This window comes from Streptomyces sp. NPDC036815 (assembly GCF_055609205.1).
Genome location: NZ_JBVJPW010000010.1, coordinates 128,671 through 146,829, shown reverse-complemented (window position 1 = coordinate 146,829; position 18,159 = coordinate 128,671). Strand labels below are relative to the sequence as shown.

Annotated in this window: 22 protein-coding genes, 1 tRNA gene and 1 pseudogene; 8 read left to right on the top strand and 16 right to left on the bottom strand. The window is 71.2% G+C overall.

Going from position 1 to position 18,159, the window contains the following annotated elements; translation table 11 throughout:
- The first annotated feature begins 10 nt into the window (after nucleotides 1–10).
- A complete protein-coding gene (locus ACZ69I_RS21675; protein ID WP_470834000.1) occupies nucleotides 11–784 on the top strand; it encodes a TetR/AcrR family transcriptional regulator in 774 nt (257 codons plus the stop codon).
- A gap of 66 nt (nucleotides 785–850) precedes the next feature.
- Here ACZ69I_RS21675 and ACZ69I_RS21670 read toward each other — a convergent pair whose 3' ends face one another.
- The 3 genes from ACZ69I_RS21670 to ACZ69I_RS21660 all read right to left on the bottom strand — a co-directional run bounded on the left by ACZ69I_RS21670 (nucleotide 851) and on the right by ACZ69I_RS21660 (nucleotide 4,930).
- Nucleotides 851–1,672 (bottom strand): YceI family protein, encoded by an 822-nt coding sequence (locus tag ACZ69I_RS21670; protein ID WP_467678974.1) that lies wholly within the window; start codon nucleotides 1,670–1,672, stop codon nucleotides 851–853.
- Nucleotides 1,673–1,863: 191 nt separating this feature from the next.
- A complete protein-coding gene (locus ACZ69I_RS21665) occupies nucleotides 1,864–4,332 on the bottom strand; it encodes an MFS transporter (RefSeq protein ID WP_470833998.1) in 2,469 nt (822 codons plus the stop codon).
- A 97-nt stretch (nucleotides 4,333–4,429) separates the two neighbouring features.
- Complete coding sequence (locus tag ACZ69I_RS21660) at nucleotides 4,430–4,930, bottom strand: MarR family winged helix-turn-helix transcriptional regulator (RefSeq protein WP_467678970.1); 501 nt, start codon at nucleotides 4,928–4,930, stop codon at nucleotides 4,430–4,432.
- 171 nt (nucleotides 4,931–5,101) lie between these two features.
- Here ACZ69I_RS21660 and ACZ69I_RS21655 point away from each other — a divergent pair, with 171 nt between their 5' ends.
- From ACZ69I_RS21655 to ACZ69I_RS21635, 5 genes and pseudogenes are all read left to right on the top strand, one after another.
- A complete protein-coding gene (locus ACZ69I_RS21655) occupies nucleotides 5,102–5,302 on the top strand; it encodes a hypothetical protein (protein ID WP_467678968.1) in 201 nt (66 codons plus the stop codon).
- A 226-nt stretch (nucleotides 5,303–5,528) separates the two neighbouring features.
- Nucleotides 5,529–5,693: pseudogene (locus ACZ69I_RS21650) on the top strand (hypothetical protein); the annotation flags it as partial.
- 55 nt (nucleotides 5,694–5,748) lie between these two features.
- Entirely contained in the window at nucleotides 5,749–5,931 is a 183-nt protein-coding gene (locus tag ACZ69I_RS21645) for a hypothetical protein (protein ID WP_470834170.1), read from the top strand.
- A 102-nt stretch (nucleotides 5,932–6,033) separates the two neighbouring features.
- Entirely contained in the window at nucleotides 6,034–7,254 is a 1,221-nt protein-coding gene (locus ACZ69I_RS21640; protein ID WP_470833995.1) for a hypothetical protein, read from the top strand.
- 35 nt (nucleotides 7,255–7,289) lie between these two features.
- Nucleotides 7,290–7,841, top strand: a complete 552-nt coding sequence (locus ACZ69I_RS21635; protein WP_470833994.1) for a hypothetical protein — start codon at nucleotides 7,290–7,292, stop codon at nucleotides 7,839–7,841.
- Between the two features lie 216 nt (nucleotides 7,842–8,057).
- Here the strand turns inward: ACZ69I_RS21635 and ACZ69I_RS21630 are convergent, their stop codons facing one another.
- The 9 genes from ACZ69I_RS21630 to ACZ69I_RS21590 all read right to left on the bottom strand — a co-directional run bounded on the left by ACZ69I_RS21630 (nucleotide 8,058) and on the right by ACZ69I_RS21590 (nucleotide 13,956).
- Nucleotides 8,058–8,300, bottom strand: coding sequence for a hypothetical protein (locus ACZ69I_RS21630; protein WP_470833992.1), 243 nt, complete (start codon nucleotides 8,298–8,300; stop codon nucleotides 8,058–8,060).
- Nucleotides 8,301–8,935: 635 nt separating this feature from the next.
- Nucleotides 8,936–9,799, bottom strand: a complete 864-nt coding sequence (locus tag ACZ69I_RS21625; RefSeq protein ID WP_467678960.1) for an RNA polymerase sigma factor SigF — start codon at nucleotides 9,797–9,799, stop codon at nucleotides 8,936–8,938.
- Between the two features lie 244 nt (nucleotides 9,800–10,043).
- Entirely contained in the window at nucleotides 10,044–10,943 is a 900-nt protein-coding gene (locus tag ACZ69I_RS21620; protein WP_470833991.1) for an RNA polymerase sigma factor SigF, read from the bottom strand.
- A gap of 238 nt (nucleotides 10,944–11,181) precedes the next feature.
- Nucleotides 11,182–11,475 carry a Dabb family protein gene (locus tag ACZ69I_RS21615; RefSeq protein WP_467678956.1) on the bottom strand — a complete coding sequence of 98 codons (294 nt, stop codon included), beginning with the start codon at nucleotides 11,473–11,475 and terminating at the stop codon, nucleotides 11,182–11,184.
- Nucleotides 11,476–11,521: 46 nt separating this feature from the next.
- Nucleotides 11,522–11,701 carry a hypothetical protein gene (locus ACZ69I_RS21610; RefSeq protein WP_365366115.1) on the bottom strand — a complete coding sequence of 60 codons (180 nt, stop codon included), beginning with the start codon at nucleotides 11,699–11,701 and terminating at the stop codon, nucleotides 11,522–11,524.
- Between the two features lie 448 nt (nucleotides 11,702–12,149).
- Nucleotides 12,150–12,237: transfer RNA gene (locus tag ACZ69I_RS21605), tRNA-Ser, on the bottom strand.
- Nucleotides 12,238–12,321: 84 nt separating this feature from the next.
- Nucleotides 12,322–12,753 (bottom strand): tRNA adenosine(34) deaminase TadA, encoded by a 432-nt coding sequence (gene tadA / locus ACZ69I_RS21600; RefSeq protein WP_470834162.1) that lies wholly within the window; start codon nucleotides 12,751–12,753, stop codon nucleotides 12,322–12,324.
- 135 nt (nucleotides 12,754–12,888) lie between these two features.
- The gene (locus ACZ69I_RS21595) at nucleotides 12,889–13,440 is read right to left on the bottom strand and encodes a tRNA adenosine deaminase-associated protein (RefSeq protein WP_470833989.1); all 552 of its coding nucleotides are present in this window, start codon (nucleotides 13,438–13,440) and stop codon (nucleotides 12,889–12,891) included.
- A 216-nt stretch (nucleotides 13,441–13,656) separates the two neighbouring features.
- Complete coding sequence (locus ACZ69I_RS21590) at nucleotides 13,657–13,956, bottom strand: hypothetical protein (RefSeq protein ID WP_467678949.1); 300 nt, start codon at nucleotides 13,954–13,956, stop codon at nucleotides 13,657–13,659.
- Between ACZ69I_RS21590 and upp the strand changes: the two genes are divergently transcribed.
- Nucleotides 13,945–14,580 carry a uracil phosphoribosyltransferase gene (upp, locus tag ACZ69I_RS21585; RefSeq protein WP_362375107.1) on the top strand — a complete coding sequence of 212 codons (636 nt, stop codon included), beginning with the start codon at nucleotides 13,945–13,947 and terminating at the stop codon, nucleotides 14,578–14,580. The two genes, ACZ69I_RS21590 and upp, sit on opposite strands and share 12 nt — an antisense overlap.
- 49 nt (nucleotides 14,581–14,629) lie before the next feature.
- Here the strand turns inward: upp and ACZ69I_RS21580 are convergent, their stop codons facing one another.
- Nucleotides 14,630–15,292, bottom strand: a complete 663-nt coding sequence (locus ACZ69I_RS21580; RefSeq protein ID WP_470833986.1) for a LytR C-terminal domain-containing protein — start codon at nucleotides 15,290–15,292, stop codon at nucleotides 14,630–14,632.
- Between the two features lie 118 nt (nucleotides 15,293–15,410).
- The gene (locus tag ACZ69I_RS21575) at nucleotides 15,411–15,707 is read right to left on the bottom strand and encodes a type II toxin-antitoxin system VapB family antitoxin (protein ID WP_003955420.1); all 297 of its coding nucleotides are present in this window, start codon (nucleotides 15,705–15,707) and stop codon (nucleotides 15,411–15,413) included.
- 240 nt (nucleotides 15,708–15,947) lie between these two features.
- Between ACZ69I_RS21575 and ACZ69I_RS21570 the strand changes: the two genes are divergently transcribed.
- Nucleotides 15,948–17,516, top strand: coding sequence for a helicase HerA-like domain-containing protein (locus ACZ69I_RS21570; RefSeq protein WP_470833985.1), 1,569 nt, complete (start codon nucleotides 15,948–15,950; stop codon nucleotides 17,514–17,516).
- A 57-nt stretch (nucleotides 17,517–17,573) separates the two neighbouring features.
- On the opposite strand, the gene ACZ69I_RS21565 is transcribed toward ACZ69I_RS21570, so the two are convergent.
- Nucleotides 17,574–17,744, bottom strand: a complete 171-nt coding sequence (locus tag ACZ69I_RS21565) for a hypothetical protein (protein ID WP_470833983.1) — start codon at nucleotides 17,742–17,744, stop codon at nucleotides 17,574–17,576.
- Between the two features lie 65 nt (nucleotides 17,745–17,809).
- A complete protein-coding gene (locus tag ACZ69I_RS21560; RefSeq protein ID WP_470833981.1) occupies nucleotides 17,810–18,154 on the bottom strand; it encodes a hypothetical protein in 345 nt (114 codons plus the stop codon).
- Nucleotides 18,155–18,159 lie beyond the last annotated feature (5 nt).

Here is an 18,159-nt window from a genome sequence, read left to right as displayed (position 1 = left end):
AAGGTGCGCCATGGCGAAGGCAGCCGGCCGCACGAAGAACACGGCGCGGACGAGCGTCTGGCTGCAGGCCAAGGCCCCGCGCGGCGGCGGCCGCAAGGGCGACCAGCCGAGCGGCCTCGACCGGGACCGCATCACCGAGGCCACGGTCCGCCTCCTGGACGCGGAGGGCCTCGACAAGTTCTCCATGCGCAGGCTCGCCGGGGAGCTGAACGTCACGGCGATGTCGGTCTACTGGTACGTGGACACCAAGGACGACCTCCTGGAGCTCGCCCTCGACGCGGTCTGCGGCGAGATGCGCCTGCCGCGGACGGAGGCGGCGCCGGAGGCCTGGCGCGAGGAGCTCCGCGCGCTCGCGGAGGAGTACCGCGGGATGCTGATCCGCCACCCGTGGGTCTCGCCCATGGTCGGCAGGTACCTCAATCTCGGGCCGAACTGGCTGGCGTTCGCCCTGGCCATCCAGAACGCGGTGCGCAACACCGGACTCCCCGCGTACACGCGCAACGGCGCGATCTCGGCGGTCTTCCAGTTCGTCTACGGCTTCGGGACGATCGAGGGCCACTACATCGCGCGGTGCGCGGAGGCGGGGATGTCGCAGGAGGACTACTACCGCGAGGCGCTCGGTGCCGTCCGTGACGAGCTGGAGGGGCACGCGCTGCTGGAGAGCGCGGACGAACTCATGGAGGCGCGGGGCGGCGACACGGTCGAGGAGATGTGGGAAAGGGACTTCACCGTCGCCCTCGATCTGATGATCGCGGGCATCGAGTCCCTCCTCCCGCCTTCTTGACCGAGGCCGAGACGGAGGCCGGGACCGGGGCGGAGGCCGCGGCCGAGCCCCGCCCCCGGCACCCGACTAGCCCGCCTGCGGCAGGCTCTCCCCTTGGACGGCCTGGATGTCCAGGGCGACCTTGAGCGTCGTGCCGATCGCCGAGATGCCCGCCTGGACCACCTGGTTGTAGTTCATGGCGAAGTCCTCGCGGCGCAGCTCCGCGGTGGCGCGGAAGGCCGCGCGCGTCCCGCCCCACGGGTCCGCCCCGGTGCCCAGGTAGCTCAGGTCCAGGTCCACCGGCCGCACGACCCCGTGCATGCCCAGCTCGCCGTGGACCGTCCACCGGTCCGTGCCCGACGGCGTCAGGCCGTTCGACCGGTACGTGATCTCCGGGTACTGCTCGACGTCCAGGAAGTCCGCCGACTTCAGGTGGCCGTCCCGCATTCCGTTGCCCGTGTCGATCGAGGCGGACCGGATGACGGCCTCGACGCGGGACTTCTCCACGTCCTCGGCGATCTCGATCCGTCCGCCGAACTCCGTGAACCGGCCGTGCACGCTGGTGATCCCGAGGTGCTGGGCGACCGCGCCCACGGTCGAGTGCGCCGGGTCGACGGTCCACGGTCCGGGCGGCGGCAGCTCCGTGCCGCCCTGCCGGGCGAGGACGACGTTGCCGACCTCGGCCCGTCCGCTGGCGGTGACGAGCGCGGTGGAGGCGACGGGCGCGTACCCGACCGCGGTGACGATGACGGTGTAGGGCCCGGCGGCCAGGCCGGTCCCGTCCCGTACGACGCCTTCCTCGTCCGCGGCGGCCCGCAGTACCTGCGTTCCGGTCATGTCGGTCACCGTGACGACGGCGTGGGGCACGGCCCAGCCGTCACGCGTGCGGATCCGAGCGTTGAGTGCCATCCCGTTTTCTCCTTGCCGGGCTTCGGCGAGCCGGAAGCCCCAAAGTTCAAGCTCAAGTACACGGCGGACGACCCCCGGCGGCGGTGACTGGCCGTCCCCTGCCATGAACGCCACCGCCGGCCCGGGGGCCCTTTCCGCAACCGGCCCGGGGCCGCGCTTCCGCTCGGAGCGCGGCCCCGGGCCGGGGTCGGTCACTCGCCCGGGTGGGCGAGCTCGATGTCGTGGCCGTCGACGCCGCTGCCGGCCACCGTCAGCCCCGTGGCCACCGGCGGGTACCCGGTCGCGATGACCGTGTACTCCCCGCTGTCCAGGTCGGTGAAGGCGTACGCCCCGTCCGCCCCGGTGGTCGCGGTGGCGACGACGTTGCCGGCCGCGTCGACGAGCGTGACCCGCGCGTCGTTCAGCGGCGCGCGCCCCGCCCGCACGGTGCCGAGCACCTGCGCGCCGGAGTTGAGCTCGACCTCGACCCGGGTGACCCCGGCGCCGCCCACCTCGACGGGCAGGGCCATCGGCCGGTGACCGGCGGCGTTCACCGCGATGGTGACGGTGCCGGGGACCAGCTCGGCGAAGGTGAACTCGCCCTGTTCACCGGAGAGTCCGGTGGCGAGGACGTCGCCGCGCACATCGGTCACGATGACCATGGCGCCGCTGACGGGCAGCTTGCTGTCCGCGTCCCGCACGAGGCCGCTGAGCCCGCTGGTGCCGCTGAGCAGGATGTCGTACGCGAGGGCGTCCTCGCCCACGACGACCGTCGAGGCCTGCGGCTGGAACCCGTCGGCGGAGGCGATGAGCACGTACGAGCCCGCGCCGGGCGCGTCGACGGTGTAGGCACCGTCGCCCTGCGCGACCGCACGGCCCAGCTGCCGTCCCCCGAGGGAGATCAGCGTGACGGCGGCCTGCGGAACGGGCACGCCCTCGGCGCCGCGGACGTGGCCGCGGACCGGGATGCCACCGGTGACCGGGGGAAGGGCGCCCGCTCCGGCCTCCGCGGCGGAGGCCACGGCGGCGAGCCGCTGCGTGCCCTCGGGACCGGCCTCGGTGTGCGAGGCGACGGTGGCGAGGACGGGCTGCTCGGCGGTGTCCGAGGGGGCCGTGGTGGCCGGGGCGGCGGCCGGAGCCGTCGCGTCCGTGGACTCCGACGCGGCCTGGGCGAGCGCGCCCGAGGTACGCAGCGGAACCTCCTTGATGAAGATCGTGATCAGGAAGGCGATCAGCGCCAGCGGCGCGGCGATCAGGAAGACATCGGCGATGCCGTGCCCGTACGCGCTCTCCATCACCGTGCGGAACGGCTCCGGGATCTTGTCCAGGTCCGGGATGCCGCCGCCACCGGTGCCGCCGTGGCCGAACTGCGCGGCCGCCTTCGGACCGAGGTCGGTGATGCCGTCCTTGACGTAGTCGGTGATCCGCGTGGCCATGATCGCGCCGAGCGCCGAGACACCCATCGCACCGCCGAGGGAGCGGAAGAAGGTGACCGTGGAGCTGGCGGAGCCGAGGTCCTCGGGGGCGACCTGGTTCTGCGTGCAGAGGACCAGGTTCTGCATCATCATGCCGATGCCGAGACCCATCAGGGCCATGAAGATCGCGATGTGCCAGTACTCGGTGTCGTACCGGATGGTGCCGAGCAGGCCGAGGCCCGCCGTCACCAGCGCGCCACCGCTGACCAGCCACGCCTTCCACTTGCCCGTCTTGGTGATGACCTGGCCGGAGACGGTCGACGAGATGAACAGGCCGCCGATCATCGGGATCGTCATGACACCGGACATCGTCGGGGACTCGCCCCGGGCCAGCTGGAAGTACTGGCTGAAGAAGACCGTGCCCGCGAACATCGCGACACCCACGAAGAGCGAGGCGAGCGAGGCGAGGGTGATGGTGCGGTTGCGGAAGAGCCGCAGCGGGATGATCGGCTCCTTGGCCTTCGTCTCGACGAGCACGAAGAGCAGGGCGAGGACGATCGAGCCGCCGACCATGGCGGCCGTCTGCCACGACATCCAGTCGTACTTGTCACCGGCGAAGGTGACCCAGACGAGCAGCAGGCAGACCGCGGCGCTGATGAAGAACGCGCCGCCCCAGTCGACCTTCACGTCGCGCTTGACGACGGGCAGCTTCAGGGTCTTCTGCAGGACGATCAGCGCGATGATCGCGAAGGGCACGCCGACGTAGAAGCACCAGCGCCAGCCGAGCCACGAGGTGTCGGTGATGACACCGCCGAGCAGCGGGCCGCCGACGGTGGCGACGGCGAAGGTGGCGCCGAGGTAGCCGGAGTAACGCCCGCGCTCGCGCGGGGAGATCATCGCGGCCATGACGATCTGCGCGAGGGCGGAGAGACCGCCCACGCCGATGCCCTGCACAACGCGGCAGGCGATCAGCATCCCGGCGCTCTGCGAGAGACCGGCGACGACGGATCCGCCGACGTAGATGATCAGGGCTATCTGTACGAGCGCCTTCTTGCTGAAGAGGTCGGACAGCTTGCCCCACAGGGGCGTCGTCGCCGTCATGGCGAGCAGCGAAGCGGTGACGACCCAGGTGTAGGCGGACTGGCCGCCGCCGAGGTCGCCGATGATTTCGGGCAGGGCGTTGGAGACGATCGTCGACGACAGGATCGCCACGAACATGCCGAGCAGCAGCCCGGACAGCGCTTCCATGATCTGCCGGTGCGTCATCGGAGCGTTCTCGGCGGGGTGACCGTGAGGCGCTCCGTGCTTGGCATGGCTGCCCCGCACACCGGCTGGTGTGGTTGTTGCCATGGGCTTCCTTTTCTTACGCGGGTGTACGGGTGGTCTCTGACGTGGTCTGCACGTCGTGGGGGGAGGGGAGCCGGGCCGAAGCCGCGCGGCAGTCCCCGAAGCTGTCGCGCAGGCGCGCGAGCAGCGTGCTGAGCTGGACGACCTCTTCGTCGCTCCAGTCATGCAAGTAGTGGGTGAGCGTCCGGATGGAGAGCTCGGAGAGCTCGTCGACCTTGGCCTTGCCCTCGGGCGTGAGCCGCAGGATCCGGGAGCGCTTGTCCGCGGGGTCGGGATCGCGGACGATCCACTCCCTCTCCGCGACATGGGCGACGTGCCGGCTGGTCACCGACATGTCGACGGCGAGCAGCTCCGCGAGCCTGCTCATCCGCATCGCGCCGTGGCGGTCGAGCAGGATGAGTACGGCGGCGGATCCGGCGGGGCAGTCGTGCGGCAGGCCCCGGCCGAGGCCGCGCTTCACGGCACCGATGGCGCTGAGCTGACGGGCCAGCTCCTCGTACTGACGCTGCGCGGCCACGGCACCTCCTTTTTGTTGCTTAGGGCAACGATAGAAGCAGTTGGTTGCCGCAGGCAAACTAAAACGGAACCATCGGGCTAAAGAGTCGGCAAAGCTCTGGGGACCCCCTCGTAAAGTCCCTGGCCAGAGGGGGTTGGGCCCGGAGCGCAGGATTCGCTAGGGTCCTGCTCCATGGCACACAACCCGCAGGGCAACCAGGGCAACCCCGATCCCGCCGGCAACACGCAGATGTTCCGCGCGTTCGTGGACGAGGCTCCACAGGGCCGTCAGCAGCAGGCAGCGGCTTCTTCCGGGCCGCGGGTGGGGCTGATCGTCGGAGTGGTGTTGGCGATCTTGGTGGTGGCAGGGGTCGCGTGGCTGGCCCTGGCGTGATTTTTGCTTGACGGGGGCGCCTTGCCTGGCGGGGGCGCCTTGCTTGGCGGGGGCGCCTTGGGGGTAGGCGGGTGCGGGCGGTGAGCTGGCCTGGCTCGGCTCGGGTCGTGATGATCTGCGGTCCGGTGGTGGTTGCTCGCGCAGTTCCCCGCGCCCCTCAGAGGTCGCTCTCCTCTACCGGTCCCATCCCAGGACACCTGTCGTCTGTTCCGCGCTCCGGCTCGGTATGTCACGCGCCTGGGCACGCGCCCCCGCCCGGCGGTATGTGTCCGATGACCGCTGGAAGTTGATCGAGCGGGTGCTGTCCGGACGGTCCGGCCGATGCTGCGAGCGACGCGGCCGGGCCCTGCACATCGGCCGCCCGCCCCGGCGTGACCTGCGCGAGATCAAGAACGCGATCCCGTACGCGGACCGCACCGGTTGCCAGTGGGCCTGCCTGCCGCACGATGTTCAAGCAGGCGGCCGCCGACCACCCCAGCCTGCGCGAAGCCTGGGTCGACGGCGGCTACCGCGAGCACTTCATCGAACACGCCGCCACTCTCGGCACTGACCTCGCGGTCGTCCAACGCGGCCTGGCACTCCTCGACACCAGCACATCAAAGCCGTCTGCCCCCAAACGCAGCTTATGAGCCCATAAGTGCAAACAAGGTAGTGGAAATACGGGCAAGTGCGAAGGATGGGTGACTCCACGTCAGAGCAACAGATTTGGCTCTCCCTTGAAGCACATACGCATGGCAGTCCTGGCTGCCGTCTCGATGGCCACCCCGACGTTCTTGGCCGCTGCACCCGCGGCCGCGGCAGAGGCCGTCCCACCGGCCCTCTCCATACCGGAGCCCGCTCCGGAGCCTGTCGGCCCCGGTGCCACGGCATCGCCCCAGACGTCTGCGGCACCCGAGACACCCGAGGCAGGAACCAGCCCGGCGGCGCCGCCCCCGGCCGGAGCTCCTGCCGAGCCGACGCCGGGCGCCACAGGGTCGGCGCAGCCCGGCACCCCCGCCCCGCAGCCCGGCACCCCCGGCACCGCGGACACGGCCGCAGAAGAGGAGACGGGCAGCGGCAGCGGAACCCGGCCGTCCGCCCCCGCCACCGCCCCGAAGGGCACCACCGAGCCGACCGGGACCGCCGAGTCCGTCACCTCGGCCCGGCCTGTCACCGGAGCGGCCCGGGAATCCGAAGAAGTCCCGGCCAGTGCAGGGGAGTTGGGTGAGGCGGCACTGAGCACTACGCTGCACGGCCTGCCCAGCAAGGTCGTGCCCGGCTCCGGCTGGAAGAACTTCACCTTCCGCGCCACCAATTCCTCTGCCAAGGCGTTCAAGTCGGTCGACGTCCACAGCATGCTGGCAGCCTTCGCACAGCCTGGTCGCGATCGCGACAGGTGGCACCTGCTGACCCTGCAGTGGTACGACGAGGACGCAGGTGTCTGGAAGACGGTCGACCCCGACCTCGGCTACCTCACCACGCTCGCCGGGCTGGCGCCCGGGGAGCACACCGACATCAAGCTGCGGATGAAGGTCGACGCCAGCATGCCGGTGGGCGTCGGCTCCGCCTGGGCGCTCGGCGAATACCTCGACGAGGACCACACCTGCGGCCTCTCGGTGACGTCCTACGACTTCGACATCGTGGCCGAGGAGAGCGAGCCGCCGGTCACGGGCGAACCCGGCAGCGAGCCGTCGGCCACGGGCAGCAGGCCTGCTCCGCAGGGCGAGGTGACGGAGCTTTCGGTCACCGGCGCCCCCGCTGCCACCGCCACGGAGAGCCGCGCTGACGGCCCGGCCACCGAACAGCCCGACGCAGACGACGGTTCCCCCGGCCGGACCGACTCGGGCGCCACGTTGGCCGCGACCGGCAGCACCGCCGACTCCGGCCGGCTGCTCGGGGCCGGCGGTGCCTCGATCGCCCTGGGCGCGGTGCTGGCCGCCGCCGCCCGCAGGCGTCGCCGTCACACCTTCTGAGCGGCAGCAGGAATCTTGGATGAAGGATTGAGTGCATGTTCGACCGGTGGGGTGTGTGGGATGCGGTGCCCGACAGCGGGCGGCGGCGCTGGTCGCTGGAACCGTTCCGGAGTGTGGGTCCGTTGCGTTTCGGGATGCGTCCCGAGGAGGTCACCGCGGCGCTGGGCGTCCTCGTACGAAACCCCCAGCGCCACACGCGTGCGGCTCTGTCGCTGGATCGGTGCGGCACGGTCAAGGGAGAGTGCTGGGGGCTGGGGCTGACGTTCTACTACGGCCGGGAGGAGCGGCTGCGGGGGATATCGGTCGACGCCCTGAAGGGTCCCCAGGTCTATGCGGACGGCGTCGCGCTGGTCGGCCGGACGCCCTCGGAGCTCGAACAGTGGATCGTCGACCGCGCCGGGATCCGCGAGCCCTTCTCCGAGCTGTTCTACGCGAACCTCGGTGAACCGGGATCACGGAGCCTGGGCGTGGTGATCGGCGTCCAGCGGTCGGGGGACCACCTGCTCACCCGACCGGTATTCCTCCCCGCGGACGCCATGGACGCACCGGTGAGCTTCCTGCCCCCTGAGGCGTGGACAACCCACTGACCAGAACCGCCCCTGCATCCCGCTGCATCCCGCCGTGGTGCGGCCGGAGTCGTGAGCGCGCCGTGTCACCACCGTCCCGCAGCGAAGCGACGGCCTCAGGCCCCCTTCAGGGGCGCGGGGAACTGCGCGAGCACCCACCACCGGCCCGCAGCGAAGCAACCCGCCCAGGCCCCGCCAGCACGCACGCACGCACGGGCCACCCCACCCACCCCACCCCTACGCCCACTTCACCGAAACATCCCGCGTCTCGACATGCATACCCAGCGGCACCCGCCACGCCTCCACACACACCGGCCACGTCTTCACCCTCTTCCGACCGGCCGCGATCGGAACCGGCAGCTTCACGGTCGACTCGATCGTGGCCCAGTCGACCCCGAGCGCCCCGATGACGTGTGTCCCGAAGGTCACCGTCCCGGAGCGCACCGGAGACCCCCCGGTGTTGCGGAAGGCGACGGTCACCTTCTCGCACCAGCGCTGGTCCGCAGGGGCCCGTTCCGGGTCGCCGACGCGGAGTACGGCGGGCCCGCTGGGCGAGGGCGAGCTGTTCCCGGGAGGCTCGGGCGTACTCGGTGAGGAGGGGCCACCCGGACGACCCCCAGGCCCCGACCCCGACCCCGACCCCGTACCCGTACCCGCACTGGAACCCGTACCCACGTCCCCGCCCGACGGCTCGCCCCTACCGCTCGAACTCCCCTCAGCAGAAGGCGACGTCCCCTCCGAGCCGCCCTCCCCACCCCCACGCCGACCCTCAGTACGCACACCCGCATCCGCATCCGCACCGGCATCCGCATCCGCACGCCCACCCGACCCCGCACCACCGGCACCGTCGAGCGGCACCAGCCTCACCCCGCCGGTCGGCTCCACGCCCTTCCCCGGAGCCCGCTCCGGGACCGCGCCGGTCGCCACGTATCCGTCGCCGTCGGCACCGCCACACGCGGACAGCAGGCCACCGAGGCACAGCACGACGGCACCCGCGCCGAGCACGTTCCGCACACCACGTCGCATCGCGCCAGTGTGGCTGACGGCCCGTCAATTAGGAACCCCGTCAGCAACACCGGCCCCGCACACCGCCGTTGAGGCGGGCGGTTCAGTGATCAGTCCGCGATGAGGCCGTCCCGCAGCTGCGCCAGCGTCCGCGTGAGCAGTCGGGAGACGTGCATCTGCGAAATGCCGACCTCCTCGCCGATCTGCGACTGCGTCATGTTGGCGAAGAAGCGCAGCATGATGATGCGGCGCTCGCGCGGCGGCAGCTTGGCGAGCAGCGGCTTGAGGGACTCGCGGTACTCCACGCCCTCCAGGGCCGTGTCCTCGTACCCGAGGCGGTCCGCGAGGGAGCCCTCGCCGCCGTCGTCCTCGGGGGTCGGGGAGTCGAGCGAGGAGGCGGTGTAGGCGTTGCCCACCGCGAGGCCGTCGACCACGTCCTCCTCGGACACCCCGAGGGCCGCGGCGAGTTCGGGCACGGTCGGCGAGCGGTCGAGCCGCTGGGCGAGCTCGTCGCTGGTCTTGGTCAGCGCGAGCCGCAGCTCCTGGAGGCGGCGCGGGACCCGCACCGACCAACTGGTGTCCCGGAAGAAGCGCTTGATCTCACCCACGACCGTCGGCATCGCGAACGTCGGGAACTCCACGCCGCGTTCGCAGTCGAAACGGTCGATCGCCTTGATCAGGCCGATCGTGCCGACCTGGACGATGTCCTCCATCGGCTCGTTGCGGCTGCGGAAGCGGGCCGCCGCGTACCGCACGAGCGGGAGGTTGAGCTCGATGAGCGTGTCGCGTACATAGACGCGCTCCGGGCTGTCCTGGGCGAGCGTGGCGAGCCGCAGGAAGAGGGAGCGGGACAGGGTCCGGGTGTCGATGGCTTCCGAGCTCGGTGAGCTGTGAAGCGCGTCGGGCGCGGATCCGCTCGGGCTCTTGACGAGCGTGAGCGTGAGCACCTTCGAGCTGCCCTGGTCTACGGACATGCCACCCCCTTGAGGTCGCGGACGGTCGCGGCGGGCGCTCCCGTCGGAGGAACGCAGCCTCCACCTGAATACCGGAGGTGGGGCTACGGCAAACGCGGTTCCAGCAGAATGTCACATGTCGGCAACACGCTGTAGTTACTTGTCGACAAACGAGGGTGGCATCCGTGCAGGAAAGAGGGGGTCTGGGGCTTTTCGGCGGTGGGTGCCGTCGGGAACAGCCCCGACGGCACTCCACTCGATACGGTTACGCCTCGATCCGATTTGCGGACCGAAGTCGTGCGAAGCTCCTGGCCAGGAGCCTCGACACATGCATCTGGGAAACGCCCAATTCGGCGCTGATCTGTGATTGCGTCAGATTGCTGTAATAGCGCAGGAGCAGGATCCGCTGCTCGCGCTCGGGCAGTTGGACCAGGAGGTGGCGGACGAGATCGCGGTGCTCGACGCCGTCGAGCGCGGGGTCCTCGTAGCCGAGCCGGTCGAGCAGCCCGGGCAGCCCGTCGCCCTCCTGGGCCGCTTCCAGCGACGTCGCGTGGTACGAGCGCCCGGCCTCGATGCAGGCGAGCACCTCGTCCTCGGTGATGCGCAGCCGCTCGGCGATCTCCGAGGTCGTCGGCGAGCGCCCGAAGGCGGTGGTGAGGTCCTCGGTCGCGCCGGTGACCTGCACCCACAGCTCGTGCAGGCGCCGCGGTACGTGGACGGTGCGGACGTTGTCGCGGAAGTACCGCTTGATCTCGCCCACCACGGTCGGCATCGCGAAGGTCGGGAACTGCACCCCGCGCTCCGGATCGAACCGGTCGATGGCGTTGATCAGCCCGATGGTGCCGACCTGGACGACGTCCTCCATCGGCTCGTTGCGGCTGCGAAAGCGCGCGGCGGCGTACCGGACCAGGGGGAGGTTGGCCTCGATGAGGGCGCCGCGCACCCGGCCGTGCTCGGGGCTGCCCGGCTCCAGCTCCTTCAGCTGGCCGAAGAGCACCTGTGTGAGGGCGCGGGTGTCGGCGCCTCGGGTGCTTCCGGAGGCGGGGGCGGCCTTCGCGGGCAGCGTCCCCTCGGGTGCCGCCGTAGCAGGTGCCGCCGTAGCAGGTGCCGCCTTCACGGGTGGGGCCTTCGCGGGTGGAGCTTCGGGCGCAGTACTGGCCGGCACGGGCAACGCCACCCCTTCTCAGACAGGCACAGTCAAGCTCGGTCGACCTCGGTCAACTCATCCGTCAAAAGCGGTCATAGCATCACAAGACATGTGCACTGTGTGCAAGCACCTGATAACTACGTGTTGAGTGTCAAGTCGCTTGTCAAATCGGTCGGCGCCATCGGGTGACAGGCCCGCGCACGACGCGGAACGGCCCCGCACCGATCGTTCCGGTGCGGGGCCGTAAGGGAGGGGATCAGAACTCGTAGTCCGCGATCACCCACGTGGCGAACTCGCGCCACAGGGCGACGCCCGCCTGGTGGGCCGGGTGCTCCAGGTACTTCTTCAGCGCATCGGTGTCCTCGACCGCCGAGTTGATGGCGAAGTCGTACGCGATGGGGCGGTCGGTGATGTTCCAGGCGCACTCCCAGAACGTGAGCTCCGGGATCTGCTCGCCGAGGGCGCGGAAGGCCTTGACGCCCTCGGCCACGCGCGGCTCGTCGCGCTGCACACCGTCGTTGAGCTTGAAGAGGACCAGATGGCGGATCACGGGCACTCCTTGGAGAGGGATGGGGCTTGACGGCCTTGGCGGCCGCTCAGTCCTTGCCTCCGTTGGCGACCCACGTCATGAAGTCGCCGATGCTCCGAGCGGCGCTCGAGACGCCTTCGAACCCTATCTGGACGTAGTCCGCGGCCTTGGCCGGGTCGGTGATGATCACATAGAGCACGAAGACGACCACCGCGAAGAGGCCGAGCTTCTTCCACTGCACTGCCACGATCCTGGCCTCCCCTTACCCGCGCCCCGTGTGACCCCTGTGACGGCGGTGAGTCTAACCCGGACCGTACTGACGGGGCTTTTAGGGACCAACGGCCCGGCAGCAGAGGCCCTTTGCCTGCGCCGGGCGGTGGGCGCGCGGCGCAGGATGGGTGGTGAGCCCGGCGGATCTGGCAGGAATCCACGGGCGAGGGACCGGCCCTACTGCGGGGTCCGCGCCGTCTGCTTCCCCCCTGACGGCGGCGCTGACTTGAGGGCCCGGTCCTCGTCGGGGGGAGCGACTTGTCCCCCCGATGTCGCTTCCCCCGTCCCGGCGGGAGAGAGCCCCGGCGCCCAGGAGGCGCCGGGGCTCTCCGCGTCCCCCTACGCCCCCGCACGCCCCCGTACCCATGACACGCCTACGCACGACGAAGGGCCCGTCCAGCTGGACGGGCCCTTCGTGTCAAGAGCGGTAGCGGTGGGATTTGAACCCACGGAAGGGGGTTACCCTTCACTCGCTTTCGAGGCGAGCTCCTTCGGCCGCTCGGACACGCTACCGAGAGGAACTCTAGCCCAAAGTGGCCCGTGTTCTGAAATCCGTTGTGCGGGTCCCCGGGACGACCGCCCGGAGCGGCGCTCGTATCACCGTTTCCGGAAGAACTCCGTCAGCTGCGTGGCGCACTCGTCCGCGAGCACTCCGTGGATCACCTCGGGGCGGTGATTGAGCCGTCGGTCGCGTACGACGTCCCAGAGCGAGCCCGCCGCTCCGGCCTTCTCGTCGAGGGCGCCGTAGACGATGCGGTCCACGCGGGACTGCACGATCGCGCCGGCGCACATCGTGCAGGGCTCCAGCGTCACGACGAGCGTGCAGCCGGTCAGACGCCACTCGCCGACCGCGGCGGCGGCCCTGCGGAGGGCGAGCACCTCGGCGTGCGCGGTGGGGTCGCCGGTCGCCTCGCGTTCGTTGTGCCCCGATGCGAGCACCGTCGTGCCGTCCGGGGACAGCACGACGGCGCCGACGGGGACGTCGCCGCCCGCCGCGGCGAGCTCGGCCTCGGCCAGAGCGAGCCGCATGGGCGCCCGCCAGCGGTCGCGTACGGGATCGGGTCCGAGGCCGGCGGCGGTCCCGGTCTCGGTGCGGGGGTCGGTGGGGGTGGTCGGGCCGTCGTAGGGGTCGTCGGGGTCGTTCGGGTCGGTCACACGGGGAACCTAGCGGACGGTCTCCAGTACCTCCGCCGCCCCGAGGATCTCGGCGATCTCGTTGAGCGCGTCACCGCTCTCCAGACCGAGCAGATCCTTCTCGGGCACGCCCAGGTCGGCGAGGATCCGCAGGTCGCCCACCGGTCCGGACGGCACCCCCGAAGCGCTGGGGTCACCGTCCGTCTCCGGTTCGGCTTCGGACGCCTCGGGTTCGCCGTCCTCCGTGCCGTCGAGGTCCAGGGCGTCCAGATCGACCACCCCGTCGTCGTCCGGATCGCGGCCGAGCATCTCGTCGGTGAGCAGGATCTCCCCGTACGAGCTGCGGGCGGCCGCGGCGGCGTCCGAGACGTAGATACGAGGGTCCTCCTCACCGTCCACCCGGACGACGCCGAACCAGGCGCCTTCCTGTTCGATGAAGACGAGCACTGTGTCGTCGTCGTATTCGGCTGTGGCTTCACGGGCCAGGTCGGCCAGATCCGACAGGGTCTCCACATCGTCGAGCTCCGTGTCGCTCGCTTCCCACCCGTCTTCGGTGCGCGCGAGCAGTGCGGCGAAGTACACCGTGACTCTCCCACTGTTCATAGGCAGTGCCGGTTGGCGGTTTTGGGGTCCCCCCGGCGAGGTCGGGGGGCGGGGAATGCTTCTGCCAAGCCCCGCCCATTCGGAATCGTGGCAGAAACGGCGCCGTCAGGAGAGGTCTTCCGCGCGCTGTGTTCCGCGTCGCGTTTCCGGGCGGCCTCCGCCGGGCCGTTCCCGGGGCCGTCGCGCCGGGCCCCGCTACCAGCGGAACGTACGCATCCGCATCTGCTGGCGCATGCGTGCCGCCCGGGCGCGGCGCGGCTTCACACGGTCGCGGAGCTCGATGGCCTCGGTGCGTTCGCGCAGGAACTGGGCGCGCCGCCTGCGCCGCTCGGTGTCCGTCTCGTCTTCCGGTTTGCGCTCCGCCATGGCCCACACCACCTCAGTCCGTACGACCCCACCTTCCCTCGGACGGCGGTGTTGATGCCAGCGAGAGGATGCGGCCGGGGAGCGGCGCCGGGCCCGGGCCCGGTTACTGTTGATGTCATGCGGATCCACGTCGTCGACCACCCGCTGGTGGCGCACAAACTCACCACGCTGCGCGACAAGCGCACCGACTCCCCGACCTTCCGGCGCCTCGCCGACGAGCTGGTCACCCTGCTCGCGTACGAGGCCACCAGGGACGTGCGCACCGAGCAGGTCGACATCGACACCCCGGTCTCGCGGACCACGGGCGTCAAGCTCTCCCACCCGCGGCCGCTGGTCGTGCCGATCCTGCGGGCCGGTCTCGGCATGCTCGACGGCATGGTGCGCCTGCTGCCGACCGCCGAGGTGGGCTTCCTCGGCATGGTGCGCAACGAGGAGACCCTCCAGGCCTCGACGTACGCGACGCGCATGCCGGACGACCTCTCCGGCCGCCAGGTCTACGTCCTCGACCCGATGCTCGCCACCGGCGGCACGCTGGTCGCGGCGATCCAGGAGCTCATCAAGCGTGGCGCCGACGACGTGACCGCCGTGGTGCTGCTCGCCGCCCCCGAGGGCGTCGAGATCATGGAGCGCGAGCTGGCGGGGACGCCGGTGACGGTCGTGACGGCCTCGGTCGACGAGCGGCTCAACGAGCAGGGGTACATCGTGCCCGGCCTCGGGGACGCGGGCGACCGGATGTACGGGGCGGCGGAGTAGCGGTCCCGGACCCCGGGGTGCCGGGGTCCCAGGACCTTTCGGAAAGGCCCTAGCAGTTCTTCTTGCCTGACGGCGTGGACGTCGACTTGGGCTTGGCCAGTGCGGCCAGGGCCTTGTCGGCGTCCTCTTTCTTGGCCAGGTTCTTGAACCGCGTCCCGATGACGAGGTCGACCTCGCCGCCCTTGCGGCCGTCGGACTTGCGCTCGGCGTCCGCGAGCTGCGTGCCGAGGACGGGGAGCGCGGTGTCGGCGGCCGCCTTGGCGCCGAGCAGTATCCCGGTGCCCTTGACCTTCTTGTCGAACTCCTTCGCCGCGTTGCCCACCTTGCCGATGGCGAAGCCGCGCTTCTTGAGCTCGTCCGCGGTGTTCTTGGCGAGGCCGCCGCGGGGCGTGGCGTTGAAGACGTTGACGGTGATCTGGCCCGGCTTCGGCAGCGGTTTCGGCTGCGTGCCGGGGTTCGGGAGGCGGGCGGAGGACGCGGCGGTCCCGCGGTCGCAGTCTCCGGTCGCGGCGCCGGCGGCGGACGCCTTGTGGCCGCCGGTGAAGACGTCGATGAGCTGCAGGGTGCCCCAGCCGATCAGGCCGACGACGGCGGCGGACGCGATGACCGCGAGCACGATCCTGCGGCGCCCGTCGGGGCGGCGCATCCGCGGATACTTGTCCCCCGTGATGCGGTATTCGCCGCCCATGCCGGGGGGAGTGAGCATGCTCATGGGCGCAGCGTAGTGCGGCGGGGCGGCGATGCCTACTAAATGATCATTGCCCCCGGCCCAGTCCAACCCGAAAGGGCCAATGGGGCCCCGGACCGGTCCGGGCGGGGGAACGGGCGCGTCAGCCCAGTTCGAGTACGCGGGCGTGGAGCACCTGGCGCTGCTGGAGCGCGGCGCGGACCGCGCGGTGCAGCCCGTCCTCCAGGTAGAGGTCGCCCTGCCACTTCACGACGTGCGCGAAGAGGTCGCCGTAGAACGTCGAGTCCTCGGCGAGCAGGGTCTCGAGGTCGAGCTGCCCCTTGGTCGTCACGAGCTGATCGAGGCGGACCGGGCGCGGCGCGACATCCGCCCACTGCCGGGTGCTTTCCCGGCCGTGGTCGGGGTACGGCCGGCCGTTTCCGATGCGCTTGAAGATCACACGGAAAGCCTACCGGTCAAGGCTCTCCGGGCGCAGCCATGGCGACGGAGTGCGACCCTGGGAAATGACGCTGTAAAGCGGGGCAAACCGGAAACGCACCAGCCGGGAACAGGGGCCGAAGTGAGCGAAAGCCAGCCGAAGCCGTCCACCTCGGGCCGTGCGAACCGCCCGAACGAGTCTGCGACGGTCGTCGCAGTGACGGGTGGAGGCGAGGGTTCCGGAGGCGCTGGGGGCGGCTCCGTGGGCGGTGCGGGAGAGAGCGCCGGAGGCGGCGGTACGGGGCGTCCGCTGCCCCCGGAAGCGGCGGCGATCGCCGCCGGATACGCCTTCGCCGGGCCCGCCCTCGATCTGGGCGCGCTCCTCTGGGGCGGGGAGTGCCTGGCCGACGCGCGGATCCGCATCCCGCTGCCCATGCTCAACCGGCACGGCCTCGTCGCGGGCGCCACCGGCACGGGCAAGACCAAGACGCTGCAACTCATCGCCGAACAGCTCGCCGCGCAGGGCGTCCCCGTCTTCCTCGCGGACATCAAGGGCGACGTGTCGGGAATCTCGGCCCCCGGCGAGGCGGGCGACAAGGTCGCCGAGCGCGCCAGGGACGTCGGCCAGGAGTGGGCGGCGACCGGGTTCCCGAGCGAGTTCTACGCGCTCGGGGGCATCGGGACCGGAATCCCGGTCCGCGCCACGATCACCAGCTTCGGGCCCGTCCTGCTCTCCAAGGTGCTGCGGCTCAACCAGACCCAGGAGCAGTCGCTCGCGCTGATCTTCCACTACGCCGACCGGAAAGGGCTCGAACTGGTCGACCTCAAGGATCTGCGGGCCGTCGTCGCCTTCCTGACCTCGGACGAGGGCAAGCCGGAGCTCAAGGGCATCGGCGGCCTCCCGACCGCGACGGCGGGCGTCATCCTGCGGGCGCTCACCGCCTTCGAGGCGCAGGGCATGGCGGACTTCTTCGGTGAGCCGGAGTTCGACACGAGCGAGTTCCTGCGGCTCGCGCCGGACGGCCGGGGGCTCGTGTCCGTCCTGGAGCTGGCCGCCGTCAAGGACAAGCCGCAGCTCTTCTCGACCTTCCTGATGTGGCTCCTCGCCGACCTCTACAACGACCTGCCGGAAGTGGGCGACCTCGACAGGCCCAAGCTCGTGTTCTTCTTCGACGAGGCCCACCTGCTCTTCAGCGGGGCGTCGAAGGCGTTCCTCGAAGCGATCACGCAGACCGTGCGGCTGATCCGCTCCAAGGGCGTCGGCGTCTTCTTCGTGACGCAGACGCCGAAGGACGTGCCCGCGGACGTCCTCGGACAGCTCGGCAACCGCGTGCAGCACGCGCTGCGGGCGTTCACCCCCGACGACCAGAAGGCGCTGAAGGCGACCGTACGGACGTTTCCGGACTCGGCGTACGACCTGGCGGAGGTGCTCACCGGGCTCGGCACCGGCGAGGCCGTGATCACGGTCCTGAGCGAGAAGGGCGCGCCGACGCCGGTCGCGGCGACCCGGCTGCGGGCGCCCGAGTCGCTGATGGGCCCCGTGGCGGCCGGGGCGCTGGAACGGGCGGTGCGTTCGTCGCCGCTGTACGCGCGGTACGCGGACGCGGTCGACCGCGAGTCGGCGTACGAGAAGCTGACGGCCCGGGCGGCAGCCGAGCCGGAGAGGGCGGCGGGTACGCGGGCTCGGGCGAAGCCCCGGGGGGAGGGGTCCGTGGTGGAGCAGGTGGTGGGGAGCGGGATGTTCAAGTCGCTGCTGCGGTCCGTGGGGACGCAGATCGGGCGGGAGATCTCGCGGTCGGTGTTCGGGACGGCTCGGCGCAGACGACGCTGAGTCCGGCGTGGGCGCCCGCGACGGGAGCCTTGAGCGGGGCTGCGCCGAGCCGTGGTGTCAGGCGTCTCCGGCGTCCTCGGGTCGCTGCCGGGGTTCGGTGGGGTCGGTTCCGGGGGCGGTCCGTTCGGGGGCGGGGGCCGGTCGCGGGGGCGCCGACCGGGCGGGCGTCGTGCGGACGGCTTCCGCGCGCAGGAGCGCTTGCAGGGCCGCGTAGGGGTCGATGGGCATGGGGGTGTCCTTGATCTGCGCGCTGGGGTGACTGGTGGGGGCGGCTTGTGCGTGTCTGCTCCCTGTCAGCAGCGCAGGACGACCGAGCGGGGGGTCGGGACGTGGGGGTGGAGAAGGGCGGGGCGCGGGGCCGGGGTGACCGAGGGGCGCCGCGGCGGCACCGGGTCGGGCGTACGCGGGGTGGGGACGCGGGTGGCGTGGCCGGTGGGGAGGCGCAGGGCCGTGTCGGTGGCGTCCTGCTGGATCTCGCTCCCCGGGCTGCCGGACTCCGTGGAGAGGGCGGCGGGCGGGGGCGGGCACGCCCGCGCGACGGGGGCGGCGGCGAGGGCGCCGAGGAGGAGCGCGAGGAGGGTGAGCAGCACGCGGGGCCACGGGAGGGGGTGGCGGTGGCGTGCGGGCGGGGCGCTCATGGAGG